The sequence below is a fragment of the Pseudomonas sp. 31 R 17 genome, from assembly GCF_900004915.1.
Lineage (GTDB): Bacteria > Pseudomonadota > Gammaproteobacteria > Pseudomonadales > Pseudomonadaceae > Aquipseudomonas > Aquipseudomonas orientalis_A.
On record NZ_CVTN01000042.1, the window covers coordinates 62451 to 84507 of the forward strand.

Consider the following 22057-nt stretch of genomic DNA (forward strand, 5'->3'; position numbering starts at 1 on the left):
CCCTTAGATATCCAGCACGAGTTTTTTGGATTTGGCTCGTGAACAGCACACTAGAATTTGGTCATTGCCGGCCTTTTCATCGTCCGTGAGGTACACGTCGCGATGGTCCGGCTCGCCTTCGAGCACATCGCACAGGCAAGTACCGCATACGCCCTGCTCGCAGGAAATCTCGATCTTGATGCCGACCTGCGCCAGCGCGTCAAGAATGCTCTGCCCTTGCGCCACTTGAACGGTCTTGCCACTGCGGGCGGCCACCACTTCAAAGCTGCCACCCGAGCTGTCCACTTCCACCTGGAAATACTCCTTGTGGATATGCGTCTCGTCGTAGCCCTGCTCACGTGCGCCCTGGATCACCCAGTCCATGAAACCCGCGGGGCCGCAGGTATACAGGTGCACGCCGGCCTCGCCCTTGCCCAGCACCTTGGCCAGGTCGAGCTTCTGCTCGGGCCCTTCATCATCGAAGTGGGTGAACACCTGCGCGGCAAACGGTGCGCTGGTCAGCTCCGCGAGGAACGCACTGCGCCCGCGCTCACGCCCACAGTAATGCAGCTCGAAGGCCTGACCGGCCGCGTGCAACGCATAGGCCATGGCGATCATCGGCGTGACACCGATACCGCCACCCAGCAGCACCGAACGCCGCGCCTCGGGCGCCAGTGGAAACAGGTTGCGCGGTACGCTGATCTGCACCTCGCGGCCTTCGAGCAGGGTGTCATGCACCCCCACCGAACCGCCGCGCGAGGCCGGGTCCTTGAGCACGCCCAGGCGATACAGGCTCGGGTCGGCAGGGTTGCTGCACAACGAGTACTGGCGCACCAGCCCAGGGCCGATATGGATATCGACGTGCGCACCGGCATCGAACACCGGCAGCGGCGCGCCGTCACGGCGGGTCAGGTCCAGGACGACAACGCCGTCCCCTTGCAGCTCGCGCTTGCGCACGACTACGTCCAACAGTTCTTCAGTCATGGCCGTTATTCCATGGAGTTCGCAAAGGCCGCCGTGGCGGCCGGTATCAGTCAACGCATGAACAGGCCGCCATTCACGTCCCAGGTCGCCCCGGTGGTGAAATAGGCTTCGGGCCGTGCCAACTGCACAATCAAGTCACCGAGAAAATCCGCATCGCCCAGGCGCTGCACCGGAATATTCGCCAGCAGGCCCGGCAGGCGTTCGGCCGAAATCGCCGCGCGTACCGCCGCTGATTCGATAGGTCCTGGGGCAATCGCGTTGACCGTCACCCCGCGCGCGGCAAATTCCTTGGCGAAGATTTTGGTCAGCGTCACGATGCCGCCCTTGCTCGCGGCATAATGCGCGCCGGTCGCGGTGCCGCCGTTCTGCCCGGCCAGGGACGCCATATTGATGATGCGCCCGTAGCCGGTTTCGGCCATGTACGCCCCCAGCACCTGGCAGCCCAGGAACACGCTACGCAGGTTCAGCCCCACCACGGCGTCGAATTCCTCGGGGCTGATCTGCATCAGCGGCGTGGTCTTGGTCACGGCAGCGTTATTGACCACCACGTGCAGCGCGCCGAAGCGCACCAGCACTTGCTCCAGCCCCGCTTCGAAATCGGCCTTGCTGCCGGCGTCCAGTTGCAGCGCAAGCGTGTGCTCGCCGGCCGGGTCCAGCTGTTTGGCGCAGGCTTGCGCGGCGTCAAGGTTGAGGTCGGTGATCGCCACCGAGTACCCCGCCCGCAGCAGGCTTGCGCAGAAATGCTGCCCCAGGCCCTGCCCCGCGCCCGTCACCAATGCGATCTGGTTCATGTCGGCGCTCCTTAAAGGATGTAGCCGATACCGGCAAGGGCATCGTCACTGTTGATAAGGCTGACCACTTTGCGCTGGATCTTGAAACCACCGTCGCAGCGGATCAGTTCGTAGGTGAGGTCGGCGCTGTAGAACTTCAGGCTTTCCTTGCGGAACTCACGGATGTTCTGCGCGCAGCGCACCGTCACCTGCACGCCGTCATCGGCCAACACCCGGAACCGCGACTGCATGCGTACCGTGCGCGGTTGCGGGCTGGTGGAAATCGATTCGCCGCCGGTCAGGCGCTGCACCCGCAGCTCACGCATATGATGGTCGTCGTAGGCGTAGTTGAGGGTGTTCTCGAAGTCGGTTTCCCGAGGGTCAATGGGAATGATGTAGGTGCCCTTGTCGGTCCACATCTTCAACCACCCGTCGTATTCACCGTGGTCCAGCATGTCGCCTTCCTGCCAGATGAAAGCGGTCACTTCTTGCAGTAATTGCAGGTTCATAAGGTTCTCCAAGGGTCAGGCCGACATCATCTTTTTCCACTGCTGATAGGCCGCGCGCATGCCGGTTTCGGCACTCACATCGGATACCAGCCCGTCTGCACTGGCCTGCTCGCCGGGCAAGCCGCGGTTGAGCATGATCCACAGGTCTTCACCGGCGCTGGCGCCCTTCTGTACCCGCTCCCAGGCCTCGGAATCGTCCGGCGTGCCGAAACCCATCGGACCCTGGAAGTGCTCATGCAGACGCAGGCGATAACGGTTGGCCACGGCCGGACCGCCGTCCATGGTGATCACCGAGTGGTGAATTTCGGTCTCGGTCACCGAGATCGGTTGCAGCACCCGGAAGAACGCCATCGAGCAGGCGACGTTGGGGAACAGATTGAGGTTGAAGCCGGTGCCGCCGACCGCACGCACGATTCGCCGCACCTGTTGCTCTTCGATACCTTCGTCACGCAACTCGGCCGCGAGGCCTTCGAAGCGCTCGGGGATCGGTTTGTCCAAGTCGGCTTCGAGGTCGATCAGGTCCGGGATCATCACCATCACGCTGTGGCCGTTGCCCAGGTCCTCGACGTAGCCGGGGCCCTTGACGAAGTCGAACAGCGCCAGGGTCTGCTCGTCCACCGACGACAGGAAGCTCTTGTGCACCAACGGAAAGTGGTAGGCGTCGGTGGTGTTTTCCAGCTGGATCTTCCAGTTGCCGGGGAAACGGAAGCGGTGTTCGCCCGGAACCTTGATGCCATAGCCGGCGCCCTGTTTCATGAACAGGTCCATCCATTTTTTCGCCGCGCCGAGGTAGTCCTCCAGCGGCTCGATGTCGTCCTTGAACGTGGCGAAGATCATGCCGGCATAGCTTTCGGTGCGCAGGCTGACCAGCGGCAGCTCGGCCTTGTCGATGCAATCGCCGTAGCTTTCCGGGTGCGGAATACCGCGCAGCGAGCCATCGAGCGCGTAGCCCCAGCCGTGATACGGGCAGACGAAGCTGTTGGTCTTGCCTTTCTTGTGTTCGCACACGGTGGCGCCACGATGGCGGCAGCGGTTGAGCAGCACGTGCACGTCTTTCTTGCGGTCACGCACCACGATCACCGGCTGCTTGCCGATATAGGTGGTTTTGTAGCTGCCGTTGTCGGGGATCTCGCTGGCGTGGGCGACCCAGATCCAGGTGCTGTAGAAAATCTTCTCCAGCTCGGCGTCGAACAGTTGCGCGTCGGTGTACATCGAGGTGTGGACGCGATCGGCATGCACCAGGTCGGCGGGGTCGACCTCAAGATTTACTGCGGGAATCAGCTTGCTCATGGGAGTGTCCTCGTCGGCATCAAGTACGCTGAATGATCAGCTCGCGCCCAACCCGGGCTTCGACCTTGGTGTAGCGCCACAGCTTGTACGGGCCATCTCCCACGGGTGTTGTGCGAAACAGGTTGCAGGCGGCATGCACGGTCTCGATGTCCGGCACGTCGGCCAGCAGGTAGGTGGTCCAGGGGAAGCCATCGGAAGGCCCGACCATGCTCTGGTCGTCATCCATGTTGCCCAGCACCTTGACGCCGGCGAGGTCGTGAATGCCGTTCCACATTGCACTGAACGCTGCCCACACCTGCAATTGCTCGTCGCGCGCGGCATCGAAAAAATTCTGGTTGATGCCCATGCAGAACAGCACGCGCAAGGTCTTTTTATCGCTCATTTTATTTCCTCGACGGTTAGAGGTAGCCAGGCAAAGGCTGTTTGCCGAAGAACATGGCTCCGGCGTTTTGATAGGTGATGTCGCCCATGAAGGCGTGCTGGGTCACCACTTGGGCGTCGTTGACGCAGCGGGCCAGCGGGCTGTCTTTGTACACGCCGCTCATGCCCGAGAGCATCTGCGCGGTGCGCGCCACGTCAGCCGCAACGCGGGTGGCATGGGTCGACGAGAGCCGCAGCAGGTTGGTCGCGGCCACGGGCACCGCGTCGCCGGCCAGGACGTAGTCCCAGGCGCGGTCGATGGATTCGTAGAAAAACGCCCGCGCGGCACGCAGCTCGGCTTCGGCACGGGCAATGTCGACCTGGGCCAGGGGCCGATCGGCAATCGCCGGGGCGCCAGTGACCGAGACACGCCCACTGGCCATGTCGGCCAGGGCATCGAGTGCCGCACGGGCAACGCCCAGGCTGACCACCGAGAGCACCTGGGTCGCGAATGACAGCGATGGGTAGCGGAAGAACGCTTCGTCCAGATTCGGCAGGCCGCCACGCACGAAGGTCCACTCCTCGGATACCCGCACATTTTCGGCGACCAGGTCATGGCTGCCGGTACCGAGCAGGCCGACGGTGTCCCAGGTTTCGTCTATACGGATCGCGCTGCGCGGCATTACCGCGATGCGCGGCAGGCCAAACGTGTCGCCGCTTTTCGGGGCGATGCCGACGCCGACGATGTCCGACCCCAGGGAACCGCTGGAGTACTTCCAGCGGCCATTGACGACGAAACCACCCTCGACCACCTCAGCCGGTTGCGGCGGGAAGATTCCGCCGGCGAACACCACGTCCGGACCGTTGGCATACACCTTGGCGATGCTCTCCAGCGGCAGCGCCGCGAGGTACACCGGGCTCATGCCAAAACTGGCAACCCAGCCGGCTGAGCCGTCGGCCTGGGCAATACGCTCGATCACCTGGCAGAACTCGGCCGGCGAACACTCCAGCCCACCGAAGCGCTTGGGCACCAGCGCCCGGTAAACGCCGTGCTGCTTGAAGGCCTCGATCACGTCCTGGGAAATGTGGCGCTGGCGGTCGAACTCACCGGCTCGGGCACGTTCACGCACATCGACCAGCAAGGCTTCGAAGGCGGGGCCACTGGCAAGCGAGTTCACCGTATCAACCGCTGGTTTTTTAAGCGAATGCATAGATTGACTCCGTTGTCAGGAACGGTATTGGGCTGGGCGGGAATTCAGCGTCGAGCGGGGACGCGGGGCGTAACGAGGGCGATGGATCGGCATAGTGGTTACCTTTGTTTTTGTGGGTGCCGTTGGGGTGAATTTGAGCTTTATTACATGAATTGTCAATTGAATTGTCACGCTTAAAAACAATACTAATCACGCATTAATTTGCGTAAATACTGGATGAAATCAATATTACTCATTGTTTTAAATAGAATTATCGTTAATAAATTCAAAATTTTATTTTTAAAAAAATAAAAATGTAGGGGCGAGTTTGCTCGCGAAAAACCTCACCCATGACGTGTACCACCTGGATAAACGCGGTGTCCGAGAGTTCTTCGCGAGCAAGCTCGCTCCTACAGGAGGTGCTCTGTGCAATTTTTTCAGCGCAGCGGCGAGAACGGCGCCGGCAGGTACACCGTGGAATGCATCTGCAACAGTTGCGGCGCGGAATTTTCCGGCGGCCAGGCGCCTTCGGCCACGGCGCGGGTGCGCACTTCAAGGCGCTGTTCCAGCGAGCTGTAGGGCCAGATGTGCAAATAGCGCGGAATCTGCCCGCTGGTGGCATAGAACGCGGCATACACCTGGGAATAGTCCGGCCCGGTGCGCCGCTCCACGGCCTTGCCCCAACCACGCAGCGTCGGTACCAGCCCGCTGGGCACGAGGTTGTATTCGCGCAATTCATAGAACGGGCCATGAACCCCGGGAGGCAGCGGTTCGACAAAGTCGAAAGCGCTGTAATCATCCACTTGCTGTTCAAGCAGGAATTCACCAATCGCAAAGCCATCGGACGCCAGCAGATAGCGCTCGCGTTCGCGTTCACGACAGTCGCCATCGTCGAACCCGCGCAGCACCGCGATACGATTCTGCGCGCCGATTTCCGATACCCAGCAGCCCATCAAATGCACGCCCTCGCCCGCCTCGCGCAAACTCTGGTCCAGCCGTGGCAAGGCTTGCGGCACGGTGCGTACACGCAGGGTGAAGGTCAACAATTCGAACAGTTTCACAGCAATCTCCAGGCGCCACGCGCACAGCGCGACCGCCGTTATCGGCAGTCGCGGAACATGAAAGTCAGGGGTTATTCGTGAGCGCTATCGCTCACTGTGCGGCAGGCTTGGGCACCGGCAGCTCGGCGTCGCTGTTCCACGCCTGCACCGGGCGGCTGAACAGGTTTTCGGTCTGGAAATGCGCCATGCGCCACTGCCCGTCTTCCTCGGCAAAGCGCACGCTCAGACGCGCGGCGTTGAGGTGGGAGGCGCCGCTGGCGAAGGTGGACGTCTGCAACATCACCCAACTGCCGACCACGGCGTCGTCCCGCGCCTCGATCAGTTCGCTGGTGAGGAAGTGCACGTTGAGGGCAAAGTGCGCCGGGGTTTTCATGTAGCCGGCGAACATCGCGGCAATGGCTGCGCGCCCGCGATAGCCGCCGAAGCTCTGGGCGTATTTGGCGCCCTTGCCCTCCCACACCGCATTCCGGGTGAACAGGCCGGCCAGTTCGTCGAGCGGTGTGTGAGCGTCCAGAGCGTCACACAGCACCATGTAGCGGTTCATGCAGGCGCGCGCGCTGTCCTGGATTTCAAAACGGCGCAGGCGTTGTTCCAGGTCTTCGCGGGGAATGGTTATGCTCATCTCAGGCCTCATACCCGGCGTACAGACGTTCAAGCAGGCGGCCAGCGATGGCCAGCAGTTGCTCATCTGCGCCCTTGGCCGCCACCAGTTGCAGGCCAACCGGCAGGCCCTCGGCGCTGGCCAACGGGATGCTCAGCGCCGGGTGCCCCGACAGGTTGAACGGCCGCACGAAAGCGGTCATGCCCAGCACCGCCTGGGTGTCGGCCGCATTGGCCAGGGTCAAGGGGAAGTCCGGCATGGTTGGCAACACCAGTACGTCGACCTGCTGCAGCGCGGCATCGACCTCGGCGGTGAACCGTACGCGCACCTGCTCGGCCTCGGCCAGCGCCGTGGCCGTGGTGTTACCGGCGGCGGCCAGGCGCGCGGCGATGTCGGCGCCGACCTTGCCGGTGTCCAGCAAATGCCCGCACGCATCGAAGGTCTCGCGATTGATCACCACCATGCCGGCGTCATAGGCCGCCTTGAGGCTGGGCAGCGTGAAGGGTTCATTGGGCAATTGGCTGCCGGCGACGGCCGCGTCGATCACGTGCTGTACTGCCGCGCTCGCCTGCACCGTCACAATGCCCAAGCGCGGTGCAGCGGGTGCCGGCACGGGCTTGAAGGTCGTGTCGATCGCCTGCATGGCCGTGACCAGCATCGGCAGGCTCGCGGCAAACGGGCCGACGCAGTCGAGGCTGCTGTGCGTGGGCATCACGCCACGGCGGCTGACCCTCCCGAACGTCGGCTTAAAGCCGAACACCCCACAGCAACACGCGGGGATGCGCACCGAACCGCCGGTGTCCGTGCCCAGGGAAAAATCCGCCAGCCCGGCGGCCACGGCGGCTGCCGAGCCGCTGGAGGATCCGCCTGGAATACGCCCAGGAAAACGCGGGTTCGGCGCGGTGCCGGCCCAGCGATTGATGCCTGTGGTGCCAAATGCCAGCTCGTGCAGGCTGGTCTTGGCCACCAGACGGCAGCCCTTGTCCAGCAAGGCCTGCACCACATCGGCGTGGGCGGTGGCCGGCGCGGCATCCGCCAGCGCCTGGCTCGATGCGCGCGTTGGCAGGCCGGCGATATCGATGGTGTCCTTGACCATTACGGTCGGGCCGTCGCAGCCAAGGGAAAGCTGTTCAATCACCAGGGTCATGTCAGATCACCTTCAGTGCGAATTGCGCAATGGGGACGCCCGATGCGTCCTCTGTTTTTTTACACTCACCGAATATTACGTGAATTGTCAATTATATTTCTGCAACCTCGGCCTGGCCACGCCTCGTCAATAACCGTGCCGATTTCACGAGAAAAGTCTATGATTACTCGCCTCCTCTGACATGAGCACGCCATGACTTCTGTAAAAAAAATCGCAAACCGCTACGACCCCGCCAGCGAAAACTTTCACAAGGAAGACTTTCCTTTCTACTGGCTGGCCATGGTGCATGGCCGCTACAGCCAGTACATGGAAAAGGCGCTGAAGAAAATCGGCCTGGATATCCCGCGTTGGCGCGTGCTGCTGATCCTCAAGGAGAACGGCCAGTCGAGCATTTCCGAGATTTCCACCCATGCGATCGCCAAGCTATCGACCATCACCAAGACGGTCTATCGCATGAAGGAAGATGGCCTGGTGGACACCGCACCCTGCGAGGACGACGGCCGGGTCACCCAGGTGCGAATCACCCCTGAGGGCCGCGCAGCGATCGAACGTATCCAGGTGGCGACCAGTGACGTATTCAAACGTAGCTTCACCGGCATGACCGAAGCGCAGATCCAGCGCCTGAGCCGCTTGCTCGAAACGGTGTTCGACAACCTCGGCGAACCCTAGGCCAGCCGCGACACAGTTGTCGCGCATCGCCAACTGCCTGGCAGGCTCGAACAAGCAGCCAGCCGTGTATCGGCTTTTAATGCAGAGGTCTTTCGAGCGCCCGACGGGCGCGACGACCCCTTCATTGGAGCGCCGCCATGCACATTGCCTTATTGCCCTCAGTCGTTGCTTTCCTGGGCCGCGACCATTCCAACTTCATCGATGGCGCCGTGCACATCAGCGCGTCGGCGCAGCGCATCGGCGTTGTCGACCCCGGTACCGGCGAGACCGTCGCGCAGTTGCGTGACGCCAAGGCCGAGGATGTGAGCCTGGCAGTCGACAGCGCCGCCAGCGCCTTCAAGGGCGCCTGGGCACAGGTCACGCCTTACCAACGCGGCGTGCTGCTCAACCGCCTGGCCGATCTGATCGAGGCCAACGGCGAAGAACTGGCGCAACTGGAAACCGTGAGTTCCGGCAAATCGATCAACCTGTCGCGGCATATCGAAGTGGGCCAGAGCGCAGTGTTCCTGCGCTACTTCGCTGGCTGGGCCACCAAAATCGGCGGCCAGACCATGACCCCGTCGTTTCCGTCCATGGACGGCGAGCACTACAGCGCTTACACCCTGCGCGAACCGGTCGGCGTGGTGGCGGCCATTGTGCCGTGGAACTTCTCGTTGATGATCGGCGTATGGAAGCTCGGCGCCGCGCTGACCACCGGCTGCACCGTCGTGCTCAAACCCAGCGAATACACGCCGCTGTCCCTGCTGCGCCTGGCGGAACTGGCGATCGAAGCCGGGATTCCGGCGGGCGTGATCAACGTGGTCAACGGCCGCGGCCAGGTTGGTCAGCAACTGATTGCACACCCGCAGGTGCGCAAGGTGTCGTTCACCGGCTCGGTGCCCACCGGCATTGCCGTGGGCAAGGCCGCCATGGCCGCCGACCTGACCCGCGTGACTCTGGAGCTGGGCGGCAAGAACGCGGCAGCACTGCTGGCCGATGCCAACGTCGATGACGCCGTGGCGCGCTTCGTGCAGTCGGCCTATGTGCATCAGGGCCAAGTGTGCGCCTCCCCGGAGCGCTTGTTCGTGCACCGCTCCCTCGTCGAGCAAGTGACGCAGAAGATGGCCGCGATGCTGTCGCAGATGGTCATCGGTTCGCCCCTGGACGAACACGCCCAGTTCGGCCCGCTGTCGAACAAGCCGCACTTCGACAAAATCCTCGGCTTTTTCGACCGTGCCCTGCAGGGCAACCAGGTGGTGTGCGGCGCACGTGCCGTGGACCGCACCGGTTACTACGTGGAACCGACGCTGATCGTGGCCACCGGCAAGGACGACCCGCTGCTGCACGAGGAAACGTTCGGCCCGGTGGTGTGCGTGCTCGCCTTCGACGATGAAGAAGAATTGGTCGAGCTGATGAACGACAGCCCGTTCGGCCTCACCGCCAGTATCTGGACCAACGACCTGTCCAAGGCTTTGCGCCTGATCCCGCAAATCGAAGCGGGCACGGTGTGGGTCAACATGCACACCTTCGTCGACCCCAGCGTGCCGTTTGGCGGGATGAAGGCGTCGGGTGTCGGACGTGAGTTCGGCAGTGCGTTTATCGACGATTATACCGAGCTGAAATCGGTGATCATCCGCTACTGACACGAAGGAACTTGAGGGCAGATAAAAAGCAGATATCTATCTACCTGATAGGTAGAGATCCAACATTATTTGTGAACGAGTACGGCAGACACGCATCGCCCCGCCGTACTCAACTGCTGGCTGAACAATCAGAACCGGGTCGAGATCAACACCGCGCTATACACGTTGAGCTTGTCATCCCCCAACTGCACACCGCCATGGTCCGCATCTTTGCGCGGATCGTAGAGACCCAGCATGGGCGACAGCGTGATAGTGGGTGTCACCGACCAGTCCAGGATGAAATCCAACTCACGTCCCGAACTGTCGATGGCGCCACGGGTACGCTGGTTACGAAAATCATAAGCCAGAACATTAACCGCGAGTGTCTCGTAAGGTTGTGCGCGCCAGTACACTTGCTGGATCTTGATATTGGCACCAAAGGGTCCTGCATAGTTGGCGGCTACTTCGCCCTGGAACCAGGTACCGTAACCACGGCTGAAGCCATAGAGAAGAGAGTCCCACTCGACGCCATACTGACTGAAGCGATACCCCAGTGTCTGCTTGCCCGGCAGGTCAGCAAAGGTCCATGCCGCCTCGACATAACCAGCTTTGGCATTACCCCGCCGGGTGTTTTGCACAGCGATTTCCGACGACAGGAACAGCCCAGGCACACCGGCGTTTCCTGTAGCGCGCAAGCTGTAGACATCCATGCCATCGCGGTCCGCCTGAATACCGCTCGCGAACTTCCGATCGACCTCGAGCCCATGCAGATACGTCAGGCCAACCGTCCCTATATCGGCGGTGTATTCAAGAGTGGAAAACGCCATCTCGACTTTCGCCTGGATCGGATTGTCCGATTTGAACCAGCCGAACGAGCCATGCACCCCCTGCTGACCACCGAGCTTCAACCAGAACGTCTGGTCGAACGCACGGCGTGGCGTGATGTAATAGCCGCCTCCGCGATTGTAACGGTTGTCGGCAACGCCCCTGCCGGCGCTGATGCCATCACCGGCAACGAGAAAACCGTCACCGAGCAGGATCGCCTGCCGGCCGGCGGAGACTTCCACGCCGTCTTTGCCAAGCGCCGGAAAAATCTCAGCCGAGCGCCAGCCGGCGAAAGCTTCTTCCCATTTATCGGTGCGCTCGGTGCCATTGGTAAAACCTGCGGCATCGCCATCGCCCCACGTCGCCGAAGCGGTTCGGTTCACCGTACCAAACACCGAGCCCAGGTCATCGCTGGTCAAACTGCCACTCAAGCCATACTTGATATAGCCCTCCTGCCAGCTGGAATGCGCTGGCGCGCGATTACCCCATTGCTGATAATTTTTCTGGCTGTGAAAAACGCCAACGGTGGAACTCACATCCAGCGACAACGTGCGGTCGGGCTCATCGACCAGCACATAGGCCTGCCCGACAGTGCACCAAAGACTCCCCGCGATGCAGACGCAACGCCCTATTACATTCGTCAACCCTGGTTTCATGACGTGCGCGCTCCCTGGCGTGCCGCACTGCGGCAAACCGTTATTATTATTTTGTTGACCACGCCTCTGTTACTGAGCGATTGCACCGTTGGCAAACATGTCGGCGACGATGAACCAATTGCCATGCTCTTTTTTCCAGACAAACAGGCTCTTCATCTTGAAAGGAGCCTCGTTGCCGGCCGGAGTCACGTCCCACGTCACCCAGGTGTAGGCCGACTCATCGTTGAGTTGCACCAACCGGTTGAGATGGATGACGGTGCTCCTGGAGCCCGCCATCAGGTGCTGAACCAGGCCGGTAAGCTGCGACTTGCCCTGATAAAGCTCCGCTACCCCTTCGCCGGTGATCTGGGTCTGCTCGGTGTAGACCTGCTCGACAACTGTCTTGGCGTCTTTCTTCGGCCAGCTGGCGGCAATGCCGTTCAGCTTGTTCTCAATGATGCTCTGCAACGGTTCGGACGATTGCGCGTGCGCGTGTGGAAAGCCGCAGGCCAGAGCAGCCAGAAGCACAAGGGAAGACGATATTTTGTTGGTCATGAAGCACCCGTTTCAATGAATGAATGGATCAGATCGCTGTAGGCCGGTTTCTAAGCTGGCACACAGAAATTCTGATGCAGTCGGGCGCCGATTGATTGGACGTGCTGGACAGCATTTTGCAAATTAATGCCAGGTTGCGCTCATATCGCGTACGACAAAAAGCCGCGCGGATGCGACACGAAAGCAGTCATATCCGCACGGCTCGCTGAACCCGGACTCACTGCCCGCAACTTCTGTAGGTGCTCGGTGTCAGCCCCGTCTGCTTTTTGAACGTCTTGGAAAAATGCGCCGAGTCGGCAAACCCCCAATAGCTGGCGATCTCGGTGATCGAGCGATGCGAGCAAACGGGGTCGCGCAAATCCTGCGCCGCCTTCAACAGCCGCTCACGCAGAATGTACCGGCAAACACTGTCACCACTGGCCTCGAACAGCCGGTAGAGCTGGCGGTTGGAAATGCCCAGTTCTTCGGACAACGACGCCGGCGACAACCGCGGTGAGTCGAGCCGCTGCTGGATGACCGATTGCACTTCATGCAACTGCCACCCCGGCGAGTGGTCGCTGGCGCGGTACTCCAGCACCGACTCAAGCAAGGCAACCAAGGCTCGTTGCACGCCGTCGCCATCCTGCGGGCAAGACCACTGAGCCAGCTCGCCTCCAGCGACCTGACGCACCAGCGTGCCAAGCAGTTGACCACAAACCCCCGTGGTCGACAGTTTGCCGAAGCGGGCGCGCTCCAGGCCTTTGAACAGCTCACGCGGCAGAGGGATCGACACATGGGAAAACAACCCCTGGGGGGTCATTTTTACCCCCTCGGAAAAGTCGAGCAAAGCAAGGTCACCCGCCCGCAGGTCAACCACCCTGTCCCCCAGCTCAATGGCCATTGAACCCTGCTGTTGTAACACAAGGAAACACCGGCCCACTGAATCGCGCACGCTTGACCGACTATCCATGGCAATCACATGGGCATTGCTGCGGATGTGAGCGACAGCCGTGCTGCCTACCAGTGTTTGTTTCATTTCCCCGATGAAAAGGCTCTGGCAATGGTCATAGCGCGTTTCGAAACGACCGCAAGCCTCGTTTACACTTTCGTTCCATGCCGACAACGCTTGACCATTCATCATATTCTCCCAGGGATACGCCCACTATTAGTGCGCTTTTCACGTGATTCAGGTAACAAAAAAGCTTACTTTTAATGGCCAAGCACAGAGCGCGCCAACTCGCAAACAAATCAACCGGAAGGCCGTTGTTTGTCTGCTGTTGCCAAACAATGCCGATGCCAGCGAACGCCTGGGGGCGTTCGTCGAGGCTCAGCGCAGCAGCGCGGCGCGCGCTGAATAACAGGTGGTGGTCTGCTTCACAGTCTGGACATGACTGCGGTGTCTGAACCCCTGGCGCGATTGAATGCCAACTGAGCTCTCAACACCGCAGCACCATAGATGGCCAGGACCGCAACCGAACAGGCTCCAGAGAACACCAATACCGCTGAGTAGCCAAACGCCTCGATCAGGGACCCGCCGATAGCCGGCCCGAATGCCGCACCGAGAGACAGGCACAGTGCGCCCAACGCGACAAGCTTGCCCGACAGGTCGAACTCGGCCATGACGCCAAAGGTATAAGCCAGCACGAAGCTGATCGAAAACAGGAAGCAAATGACCCCTACGACATAGGTCGTCAGAGAGGAAAACTGCGCCAGCGCCACCAAGCCCAGCAACTCGGCTAGGATAATAACCGCCACCGGCATGAAGCGCCCTATCTTCAGGCCGATTGCCGACGCGATGAAACCACCGCCTGCATTGATCAAAAAGCCCAGCGCCAGCACAATCCCGATGGTATCGGAGCTCAGTCCGGACTTTTTCCCCATCAGTTCGAGAAACGCCCACACCGACATGATGCCGGTCAGGAACACCAGGCTGGCCACGAGACTCAACCACACGATGGCGCGACTCTCAGTACTGGCAATCTGCACAGCAGCATCGGACGCATCCAATTGGCGCTCGCTGCGACGCGGCACCCAAGGCAGCGGCAAAATGCCCATCACCACCATGGCAAGGGCGATGGTGATCAACATGCCTTCAAAGCCCCACACCGGCGCCACCGCCACTGGCAGCAGGATGAGCAGGAAGGCGCCCGGTACCGTCTCGATACCCAGCTTGAAACCAAACGCACGTTCGGGCCGAGAGCTGTCACCGAAAATCGTCATGGCCAGGGCGTACAAGGCGCCTGTTCCGGCACCCGCCAAGGCCATGATCACCAGCAGCATTTCATAGGAAGGCTCGCGCAAAACAAACAACATCGCGCCCACCACCAGCGCCGACGACAACGCCGAAATAACCCGCCAGCTGAGCCGGTGAATCCACAGCAATGACGCCAGCCCGAACGCGCCGAATCCCAGGTTCATGGCCATGGCGAGGTTACCCAGTTGGTGCTCGCCCAGCCCGAATCGCTCGGCAAACGCTCCAAACAGCACCGGCAACACGTTCAATAACAGTGCGCCCGCCCCCGAGACCAGCCCTGCACACAGGTAGACGGAAGTTTTATCGATCGGATTTGTTTTTGTAATTTTCATTGAGGTATCCCGGCTTGATGAACAGAAGCCCACGTTTGCTTAACGACGGCCTACACGGTAGGCATTGAGTTGGCGAGAAACCTTGCCCAGAGAGCACAGCACTGCCCTTAAACGATCCTTGCCGAAAATACGCTTGCGCGGAATTGAACTCATCGCGTCCCAGGCTGGCGAGCCACCGCTCATGCCGTCGGCGATGACCCTGGCGATCACCTGGCTGGGTGTGACCCCGAACCCGGAATAGCCCTGCACATAGAACACATTCGGATACTCATCCAGCGTGCCGACCTGCGGAAAGAGGTTCAACGAGCAATCCATCGGGCCACCCCATGCCAAATCTATTTTGGTGGTGGCAAGGTAGGGAAACAGCCTCAACATCTTTTTGTGGTTCCACGCCTTCAGGTCCAGCGGGACATACTCAAGCAGCATGCCGGCGGTGCCGTACATCAGTCGGTTATCCGCGGTGATCCGGTAATAATCAATGATTGGCGTGATATCGCTGAAGGCGCCACGGATCGGGCTGATGCGCTCGATCATTTCGTCGCTCAGCGGCTCGGTGACCGTATTGAACGCATAGACGTTGATGGTGGAGTTGTCGAGTGAGCGGTCCAGTTTGTTAAGGAAGGCCCCGCACGCAAACAGCAGTTTGTCGGCCTTGACCGACCCTTTTGCGGTTCGCACGGTGACTTGAGGCCCATAGTTCACCTCAAGCACAGGGGACTGCTCGAAAATCCTGCCGCCATGGATTTCAGTGAATGCCTGAGCCTGCCCCAGCAGCAGGTTCAGCGAATGGATATGTCCATTGCCCATATGCTTGAGCGCGCAGGTGTAGATATCGGACCCGACGATGCTGCGCACCTCGGAACCTTCCAGGTAAGTGATTTCCTGATCCGGGTTCAGGCTCTGGAAGTCCTTGGCCCAGGACTGCAACAGCTTTCCCTGACGCTTGTTAAAGCCCAGGTAACCATAACCGTGCCGGAAATCCGCCTGGATGTCATACCGCGCGATGCGCTGCTTGATCAGGCTCGCACCCATGTCGCTGATCTCGAAGATTGCCTTGAGCCCCTCGGGGCCGACATCCTTTTCGATATTCTCCAGATCATGACCGATGCCCGCCATCACGTGGCCGCCGTTGCGACCCGAACCGCCGAAGCCCATGTAATTGGCTTCCAGCACCACCACGTTGGTGATACCCCGCTCGGCCAGCTCCAGCGCCGTGTTGATACCCGAAAAACCGCCCCCGATGATCACGACCTCAGCCTCGATATCGCCTTCGAGATCCCGATAATGCAGGTCGTATTTACGGGTCATGGTGTAGTACGAGGAAGGGTTTTCCAGAGACAACGACATACCAGCCTACCTTTTTATTATCAGGGCCTATCACGTCCACAGTGTGGAACGGATTGGCCTGGCTGGCATGTCCAATATTGCCGAATTCTTGGTCAGGGCTGACAACCCATCGGCAAGTTGGCTCAAGCCGTCACGGCGACCGCCCGGGCAGGCAGGCGAAGGGTCACACCATAAGCAACCAACGCGCCCAACCCGCAACACCCCACCACCAGGCACATCGGCCAGGCGCTGCCATCAGCCAAATGGCTGACCCACAGACTGGCCAGCGCCCCCGTAGCGAATTGCACCGAAATCCCCAGCGCCACGCTCGCGCCGGCCTGGCGTGGAAACAGCATCATCAGACTGGCCATGCAGTTGGCGCCGATCAAACCGGTCACGCCCATGTACAGCATCATGCAACACACGATGCTCGCCAGCCCGCCCCATCCGGTATAGCCGACCAGCATCATCGCCAGCCCTGCCCCGCTCGCCAGTACCGTGCCCACCCCGAGCATGCGTTGCGGTCCGAAACGGCCCACCCAGCGGGCGTTGATGAAGGTCACCAGGATGATGCCGAGGATGTTCAGGGCGAACAATGCGCTGAATACCCGCGGCGAGACGCCGAAGTACACCACGTAGACAAAAGGCGACGCGGTGATAAAGGCGAACATGCCGCCAAAGCCCAAGGCCATGCACAGGATCAGCGCCACCGCCCTGGGCTGGCGGGCAATGGCAAGGTAGGCCGCGAAAGCCGCCGTCACGGACGCGCCGCGATCCTGTATCGGCAGGCTTTCCTTCAGCGTCAGGGTAACCAGCAACAGGCACAGGCTGGACAGGATGAACAAGGTCGCGAAGATCGTGCGCCAACCCTGGATCAGCACCAGCCAGGTGCCGATCATCGGCGCGACCAGCGTCGCCATCATCGTCAACACGTGCATCCACGACAGCACTTTGGCGGCCTCCACCAGGCCGACCATGTCCCTGGCAACGGCGCGCGCCAGTACCAGCGCGCCCGCGCCACCGAGCGCCTGGAAAAAGCGCCAGGCAATCAGTTGTTCGACGCTGCCGGCAAACAGGCAACCCAGGGTCGCTGCCGCGTACAGCACCAGGCTGCCAAGCAGCAGAGGGCGCCGGCCATAGCGGTCGGACAACGGGCCGTAGCACAACATGCCCAGGCACAGCCCGGCGAGAAACGCGCTGATGGTGTGTTGCACCTGCGCAGTGCTGGTCGACAGGTCCTCGGCGATTTGCGGGAAGCTGGGCAGGTAAGTGTCAATCGAAAACGGCCCGAAGGCCGTCAATGATGAGAGCAATACAATCAGGCGTGCCCGCGGGTTCATCGACCGGAAATCGCGAGGCGGTGAAGAAACTCAATGACCAGCCGGTTGAAGACCGCGCCTTGGTCGTCGTGCACATAATGGCTGGCGTCCGCGACTTCGGCGGTGCGCACCTGCGCATTGCAGTCACACATGGCTTGCAGGGTCGCCGCCGGCAAAAAGTCCGAGCGCAGGACATGCAGGTTCAGGCCTGCTCGAGTGGTGAAGAAACTGCTGACTGAGTGCATAGCTTCGCTCCGCTAATCTGCGCAGGAGCGAGCTTGCTCGCGAAGAGCGTCAACGATAACGCGGGCATCCTGTATGAACGCGGTGCATTTGAGTTCTTCGCGAGCAAGCTCGCTCCTACAGTGGCATGAGGTTTGGGTCAAATCAGAAACGATCGAAACGATACGGGCTCGGACAAGTAGAGAAAGTCTATGTTTGTGGTAGTGGACATTATTATTCCCGACTGAAGGGGTATCGGCTGCTCCCTCGCTCTCGAGGTCGAGTATCGACGTGCGGTTGGTGACGGTATTGTAAATTTCGGACATCAAGCTTCGAGCGGGCCCTCGGCGTTGGCGCGAAATGATGCTCGATGTCGCGGCGACGCTGTCGGGAAAGTCGATGGGACTAAAATCGTGAGTGCTCCAGACGAAATAGTCTTGGGAAACGCAACGCCAGAATAAAGCGGCCAAGAACCGCTCAAAAAGAGTGGCTGTCTAAAAAGCGTGCCCTCGGGAACGAGGGCAGCTCCACCAAGGAGCGAAAGTGGAAACTATTCCAGGCGCACGGATGAAACGCTCTGCCGGTTTCCATTACTGACTGCGTTATTTACGTCATGCTTTTCTTTGATCAAGCTAGACCTCGCAAAAAGTACAGAACGTTTGCCAGGCAAAACTCGGCGATCCGACGGTGGGCTATGGCGTGTTTAGGGATACAACTTTTTCTAAACGGCGAGGAACAAAAACAGGTGACATCGGTCACCTGCCAGGTATCAAAATGTCGTAGCAAACACCAGCTGGGTGTACACATTTGTATCGTTGTTACCCAACTGCGTCCCCCCCTTCTCTGCGCTCTTGTCTGGCTGGTAGATGCCTAACAACGGCAAAACGGTCAAGTGCTGATTAATGCGCCATTCGGCATACAGGTCGATTTCATGACCATCGGTGTTACGCACGTTACGATCGATGGTGTCGTAATTAAAGTACATGGCTCCGAGGGTCAGGCTTTCCAAAGGATTGACCTTGAACGTAACATTCTGGATACGAGCATTATTGTTGAAGGGGCCGGCATAGTTACTGGCCACTTCACCCTGGAACCATGTGCCGTAGCCACGCCCCGTCCCATAAAACAAGGTGTCATAACCTTCTGAAAAGCGGCTGTAGCGATAGCTGGCGCTCGGCTTCCACGGAGCATCAGCAAAGGTCCACCCTGCTTCCAGATACCAAGCGTCCTCATTCGTCGCATTCGGTTTGTTTTGCCTGGCGTATTCACCCGACAAAAACAGGTTTTCCACGCCCGCATTACCCACTGCGCGCACGCTGTAGGTCTTCATGCCGTCACGCTCAAGCTGCAGGGGCGAAGCGTACTGTTCAGCGATTTTCGTGGTGTTGATGTACGTCAGGCCAACCGTACCGGCTGCAGCCACGTGTTCCAGCGTACCGACGTACATCTCGGTATTGGCCTGAGAGGGGTTATCGGATTTAAGCCACATCAGATCGCCACGCCAGCCCTCTTTACCGCCAATGCGCAACACGGCTGTCTTATCGAACGCTTTGCGGGCAGCCACGTAGAAAGCACCTCCACGATTGTACTGCCCGTCGCCGAGGCCGCGACCTGCACTGAAGGCATCGCCCTGAATAAGGAAGCCGTCGCCCACTGCAATATTCTGTCGACCGAATGAAAAGTCGATGCCGTCTTTGCCAAGGACTTCAAACAGGTTGCCCGAGCGCCATCCCAAATAAGCATCTTCAATCTTGGTGGTGCGCTCAGATCCATCAGTGTAGCCTGCAGCGTCCCCGTCCCCCCAAGTGGCCGAACTGACCAGTGAGAAGGCACCATAGGCCGTCCCTGCGCCTCGCAATCCCTGATCGCCGCTCATGCCATACTTGATGTAGCCCTCTCTCCATGAGGAGGCTCCCTGTGTTAACCGGCCAGAGGCTGGATAACTTTCACGACTGTGGAAAACGCCAAAAACTGCATCCAGGTTAGCATTGAGATGGGTGTCATCTCGGGAAAAAAGCTCGTAAGCGCCCGCGGGAGTTGTTGCATTGAACAGTGCAGCGAGGGTACAAAGGTGAAGCAGGGAATATCGACGCATGGTTGCATTTCCATTTTTTTTATTGGGTTAAGCGATACATTAAATGGGCTATTCCTCACCTGCATTTAAATGCCGCCAGGATTCTGCAGTCGTTTGGGTAGTCAATGCGAGCTACCGATTAATAGTTGCGCAGTCTATGCTTTAAATATCTGTTGCGTTTTTTAAATCTTCACCTCCTCGCGACAGCTTGCTTTAATAACACTCCAGCAGGCCTAGCATGAGCATTATTATCCGTACAAGAATCGAGTCTGACGTGCTTTTTCTGTAGCGCATGTGCCAAGTATAAGAAGGGCTAAAAATTCAACTATGCTGACCCAACGGAAAACACCCGCCTCTACAGAGACTGATATTTAAATCTATAACCGACACTCTCAGCAGACACTGTTCAATCCCGACAAAGTGCCTTCCAATCAAAACGCTTGGCGAGTGTCAGAAGGCACCGCTCTTATAGCCGGCAGAAACAGAACGGACACCCCTCGTCTCCGGCACCCGAACTGTTAACTTAAAGTATATAACCTATCCCGGCGAGCGCGTCGTCAGCGTTGATCAAACGAATCAACTTACGCTGAATCTTGAAAGTGTCACTGGCGCGTTCAAGCTCGTAGACGATGTCCGCGCTGTAATGTTTGAGCGAGTCCTTACGGAACTCGCGCACGTTTTGCGCGCAACGGACCGTCACTTTTTCATCGCTTTCGAACAGCACACGAAAACGTGACAGGGTGCGCACGGTACGCGGCTGCGGGCTGGTGGAAATCGAATCACCCCCGGTCAGACGCTGGATTCGTAACTGACGCATGTGATGATCGTCATAGGCGTAGTTGAGGGTGTTTTCGAAGTCTTCTTCCTTGGGATTGATCGGGATAATGTAAGTACCCTTTTCGTTCCACAGGCTCAACCAGGTGTCGAATTCGCCATGGTCGAGCATGTCGCCTTCAGCCCAGATAAAAGCGGTGACTTGATTCAGTAATTGCAGGTTCATTTACTTAGTCTCTGCCGTCATCATCTTTTTCCACTGCTGGTAAGCAGCGCGCATGCCGGTCTCGGCGCTTACGTCGCTGACCAGCCCGTCTTCGGTCGGTTTCTCACCCGGCAGACCACGGTTCAACATGATCCACAGGTCTTCGCCAGCACTGGCGCCTTTCTGCACACGCTCCCAGGCTTCGGAATCGTCCGGAGTACCAAAGCCCATCGGCCCCTGGAAGTGCTCATGCAAACGCAGGCGGTAGCGGTTGGCTATAGCCGGGCCGCCGTCCATGGTGATTACCGAGTGATGAATTTCCGTCTCTGTCACCGATATCGGTTGCAGCGCGCGAAAAAACGCCATGGAACAGGCAACGTTGGGGAACAGGTTAAGATTGAAACCCGAGCCACCGACAGCACGAACAATACGGCGTACTTGCTGCTCTTCGATACCGTCTTCGCGCAATTGCGCAGCAAGCTCCTCGAAGCGCTCCGGGATCGGTTTGTCGAGATCGGCTTCAAGATCCACCAAGTCGGGGATCATCACCATTACGCTGTGCCCGTTACCAAGGTCTTCGACGTAACCCGGCCCTTCAACGAAGTCGAAAAGTTTAAGGGTTTGCTCATCTACCGATGCCAGGAATGACTTGTGCACCAGCGGGAAGTGGTAGGCGTCTGTGGTATTTTCCAACTGGATTTTCCAGTTGCCCGGAAAACGGAAACGGTGCTCGCCTGGGACCTTGATCGGGTAACCGGCGCCCTGTTTCATGAACAGGTCGATCCATTTCTTGGCAGGCCCGAGGAAGTCGACCAGTGGTTCGATGTCATCCTTGAGCGTGGCAAACAGCATGCCCGCATATTCTTCAACACGCAGGCTGACCAGAGGCAGCTCGCCCTTATCGAGGCAATCACCGTAGCTTTCAGGGCTCGGCACACCACGCAGTGAACCATCCAGCGCGTAACTCCAGCCGTGATATGGGCAGACAAAGCTGTTGGTCTTGCCCTTCTTGTGTTCGCATACCGTAGCGCCGCGATGGCGGCAGCGGTTGAGGTGCACATGGACCTGTTTCTTGCGGTCGCGCACCACGATCACCGGCTGCTTGCCGATGTAGGTGCTTTTGTAGCTGCCCGCCTCCGGGATCTCGCTGACGTGCGCGACCCAGACCCAGGTACTGTAGAAAATCTTTTCCAGTTCCATGTCAAACAGCTTGGCATCGGTGTACAACGACGTGTGCACGCGGTCGTGCTTGACCAAGCTTGCGGGCTCCATATCAAGCCCGACAACGTTAATTAAATCGCTCACAATTAATTACCTTTCTATCGCAATGTGACGAGAGTTATTTTGAAATAACCTTAAGCCCGCACCCACACCTCATCAACCGCCGACCGCGAGA

General features: G+C 59.4%; 21 protein-coding genes and 1 pseudogene. 3 read left to right on the forward strand and 19 right to left on the reverse strand.

Annotated features, from left to right (window positions below; translation table 11 throughout):
• Positions 1-3: 3 nt before the first annotated feature.
• From BFP89_RS04220 to BFP89_RS04260, 9 genes are all read right to left on the reverse strand, one after another.
• Complete coding sequence (locus BFP89_RS04220; RefSeq protein WP_065884326.1) at positions 4-963, reverse strand: PDR/VanB family oxidoreductase; 960 nt, start codon at positions 961-963, stop codon at positions 4-6.
• A 50-nt stretch (positions 964-1013) separates the two neighbouring features.
• Entirely contained in the window at positions 1014-1754 is a 741-nt protein-coding gene (locus BFP89_RS04225) for an SDR family NAD(P)-dependent oxidoreductase (RefSeq protein WP_065884327.1), read from the reverse strand.
• 11 nt (positions 1755-1765) lie between these two features.
• The gene (locus tag BFP89_RS04230; RefSeq protein ID WP_065884328.1) at positions 1766-2242 is read right to left on the reverse strand and encodes an aromatic-ring-hydroxylating dioxygenase subunit beta; all 477 of its coding nucleotides are present in this window, start codon (positions 2240-2242) and stop codon (positions 1766-1768) included.
• A gap of 15 nt (positions 2243-2257) precedes the next feature.
• Positions 2258-3532, reverse strand: coding sequence for an aromatic ring-hydroxylating oxygenase subunit alpha (locus BFP89_RS04235; RefSeq protein ID WP_065884329.1), 1275 nt, complete (start codon positions 3530-3532; stop codon positions 2258-2260).
• Between the two features lie 19 nt (positions 3533-3551).
• A complete protein-coding gene (locus tag BFP89_RS04240; protein ID WP_003232696.1) occupies positions 3552-3914 on the reverse strand; it encodes a hypothetical protein in 363 nt (120 codons plus the stop codon).
• 16 nt (positions 3915-3930) lie between these two features.
• Positions 3931-5103, reverse strand: coding sequence for an indole-3-acetate monooxygenase (iacA, locus tag BFP89_RS04245; RefSeq protein ID WP_065884330.1), 1173 nt, complete (start codon positions 5101-5103; stop codon positions 3931-3933).
• 416 nt (positions 5104-5519) lie between these two features.
• Positions 5520-6143, reverse strand: a complete 624-nt coding sequence (locus tag BFP89_RS04250; protein ID WP_065884331.1) for an NIPSNAP family protein — start codon at positions 6141-6143, stop codon at positions 5520-5522.
• 91 nt (positions 6144-6234) lie between these two features.
• Complete coding sequence (locus BFP89_RS04255; protein WP_065884332.1) at positions 6235-6765, reverse strand: nuclear transport factor 2 family protein; 531 nt, start codon at positions 6763-6765, stop codon at positions 6235-6237.
• A 1-nt stretch (position 6766) separates the two neighbouring features.
• Positions 6767-7891 (reverse strand): amidase, encoded by a 1125-nt coding sequence (locus BFP89_RS04260; protein WP_065884333.1) that lies wholly within the window; start codon positions 7889-7891, stop codon positions 6767-6769.
• Positions 7892-8083: 192 nt separating this feature from the next.
• Between BFP89_RS04260 and BFP89_RS04265 the strand changes: the two genes are divergently transcribed.
• Both BFP89_RS04265 and BFP89_RS04270 read left to right on the forward strand, forming a co-directional pair.
• Positions 8084-8560 carry a MarR family winged helix-turn-helix transcriptional regulator gene (locus BFP89_RS04265; RefSeq protein WP_065884334.1) on the forward strand — a complete coding sequence of 159 codons (477 nt, stop codon included), beginning with the start codon at positions 8084-8086 and terminating at the stop codon, positions 8558-8560.
• 137 nt (positions 8561-8697) lie between these two features.
• A complete protein-coding gene (locus BFP89_RS04270; RefSeq protein WP_065884335.1) occupies positions 8698-10182 on the forward strand; it encodes an aldehyde dehydrogenase family protein in 1485 nt (494 codons plus the stop codon).
• Positions 10183-10310: 128 nt separating this feature from the next.
• Here BFP89_RS04270 and BFP89_RS04275 read toward each other — a convergent pair whose 3' ends face one another.
• The 3 genes from BFP89_RS04275 to feaR form a co-directional block, all read right to left on the reverse strand.
• Positions 10311-11642: a hypothetical protein gene (locus BFP89_RS04275; protein ID WP_065884336.1), complete on the reverse strand. Its 1332-nt coding sequence runs from the start codon at positions 11640-11642 to the stop codon at positions 10311-10313.
• Positions 11643-11711: 69 nt separating this feature from the next.
• Positions 11712-12176, reverse strand: a complete 465-nt coding sequence (locus tag BFP89_RS04280) for a DUF4440 domain-containing protein (RefSeq protein WP_065884337.1) — start codon at positions 12174-12176, stop codon at positions 11712-11714.
• 217 nt (positions 12177-12393) lie between these two features.
• Positions 12394-13293 (reverse strand): transcriptional regulator FeaR, encoded by a 900-nt coding sequence (gene feaR, locus BFP89_RS04285; RefSeq protein ID WP_065884338.1) that lies wholly within the window; start codon positions 13291-13293, stop codon positions 12394-12396.
• Between the two features lie 43 nt (positions 13294-13336).
• Here feaR and BFP89_RS28860 point away from each other — a divergent pair, with 43 nt between their 5' ends.
• Entirely contained in the window at positions 13337-13513 is a 177-nt protein-coding gene (locus BFP89_RS28860; protein ID WP_176718387.1) for a hypothetical protein, read from the forward strand.
• Positions 13514-13529: 16 nt separating this feature from the next.
• Here the strand turns inward: BFP89_RS28860 and BFP89_RS04290 are convergent, their stop codons facing one another.
• The 7 genes and pseudogenes from BFP89_RS04290 to BFP89_RS04320 all read right to left on the reverse strand — a co-directional run bounded on the left by BFP89_RS04290 (position 13530) and on the right by BFP89_RS04320 (position 21966).
• Positions 13530-14774 carry an MFS transporter gene (locus BFP89_RS04290; protein WP_256097313.1) on the reverse strand — a complete coding sequence of 415 codons (1245 nt, stop codon included), beginning with the start codon at positions 14772-14774 and terminating at the stop codon, positions 13530-13532.
• Positions 14775-14780: 6 nt separating this feature from the next.
• Positions 14781-16088, reverse strand: coding sequence for an NAD(P)/FAD-dependent oxidoreductase (locus BFP89_RS04295; protein ID WP_065884339.1), 1308 nt, complete (start codon positions 16086-16088; stop codon positions 14781-14783).
• Positions 16089-16210: 122 nt separating this feature from the next.
• Positions 16211-17407, reverse strand: coding sequence for a multidrug effflux MFS transporter (locus BFP89_RS04300; RefSeq protein ID WP_065884340.1), 1197 nt, complete (start codon positions 17405-17407; stop codon positions 16211-16213).
• A pseudogene (locus BFP89_RS04305) lies at positions 17404-17574 on the reverse strand (alpha/beta fold hydrolase); the annotation flags it as partial. The gene BFP89_RS04300 and the pseudogene BFP89_RS04305, both read right to left, overlap by 4 nt.
• 803 nt (positions 17575-18377) lie before the next feature.
• Positions 18378-19703, reverse strand: a complete 1326-nt coding sequence (locus BFP89_RS04310; RefSeq protein WP_065884342.1) for a hypothetical protein — start codon at positions 19701-19703, stop codon at positions 18378-18380.
• 502 nt (positions 19704-20205) lie between these two features.
• Positions 20206-20682: an aromatic-ring-hydroxylating dioxygenase subunit beta gene (locus BFP89_RS04315; RefSeq protein ID WP_065884343.1), complete on the reverse strand. Its 477-nt coding sequence runs from the start codon at positions 20680-20682 to the stop codon at positions 20206-20208.
• Entirely contained in the window at positions 20683-21966 is a 1284-nt protein-coding gene (locus tag BFP89_RS04320) for an aromatic ring-hydroxylating oxygenase subunit alpha (protein ID WP_065884344.1), read from the reverse strand.
• Between the last annotated feature and the right edge of the window lie 91 nt (positions 21967-22057).

Coding starts and splice junctions, on each gene's coding strand:
- BFP89_RS04220 (WP_065884326.1), bottom strand. CDS start 963: ATGACTGAAGAACTGTTGGACGTAGTCGTGCGCAAGCGCGAGCTGCAA.
- BFP89_RS04225 (WP_065884327.1), bottom strand. CDS start 1,754: ATGAACCAGATCGCATTGGTGACGGGCGCGGGGCAGGGCCTGGGGCAG.
- BFP89_RS04230 (WP_065884328.1), bottom strand. CDS start 2,242: ATGAACCTGCAATTACTGCAAGAAGTGACCGCTTTCATCTGGCAGGAA.
- BFP89_RS04235 (WP_065884329.1), bottom strand. CDS start 3,532: ATGAGCAAGCTGATTCCCGCAGTAAATCTTGAGGTCGACCCCGCCGAC.
- BFP89_RS04240 (WP_003232696.1), bottom strand. CDS start 3,914: ATGAGCGATAAAAAGACCTTGCGCGTGCTGTTCTGCATGGGCATCAAC.
- iacA (WP_065884330.1), bottom strand. CDS start 5,103: ATGCATTCGCTTAAAAAACCAGCGGTTGATACGGTGAACTCGCTTGCC.
- BFP89_RS04255 (WP_065884332.1), bottom strand. CDS start 6,765: ATGAGCATAACCATTCCCCGCGAAGACCTGGAACAACGCCTGCGCCGT.
- BFP89_RS04260 (WP_065884333.1), bottom strand. CDS start 7,891: ATGACCCTGGTGATTGAACAGCTTTCCCTTGGCTGCGACGGCCCGACC.
- BFP89_RS04265 (WP_065884334.1), top strand. CDS start 8,084: ATGACTTCTGTAAAAAAAATCGCAAACCGCTACGACCCCGCCAGCGAA.
- BFP89_RS04270 (WP_065884335.1), top strand. CDS start 8,698: ATGCACATTGCCTTATTGCCCTCAGTCGTTGCTTTCCTGGGCCGCGAC.
- BFP89_RS04275 (WP_065884336.1), bottom strand. CDS start 11,642: ATGAAACCAGGGTTGACGAATGTAATAGGGCGTTGCGTCTGCATCGCG.
- BFP89_RS04280 (WP_065884337.1), bottom strand. CDS start 12,176: ATGACCAACAAAATATCGTCTTCCCTTGTGCTTCTGGCTGCTCTGGCC.
- feaR (WP_065884338.1), bottom strand. CDS start 13,293: ATGAATGGTCAAGCGTTGTCGGCATGGAACGAAAGTGTAAACGAGGCT.
- BFP89_RS04295 (WP_065884339.1), bottom strand. CDS start 16,088: ATGTCGTTGTCTCTGGAAAACCCTTCCTCGTACTACACCATGACCCGT.
- BFP89_RS04300 (WP_065884340.1), bottom strand. CDS start 17,407: ATGAACCCGCGGGCACGCCTGATTGTATTGCTCTCATCATTGACGGCC.
- BFP89_RS04310 (WP_065884342.1), bottom strand. CDS start 19,703: ATGCGTCGATATTCCCTGCTTCACCTTTGTACCCTCGCTGCACTGTTC.
- BFP89_RS04315 (WP_065884343.1), bottom strand. CDS start 20,682: ATGAACCTGCAATTACTGAATCAAGTCACCGCTTTTATCTGGGCTGAA.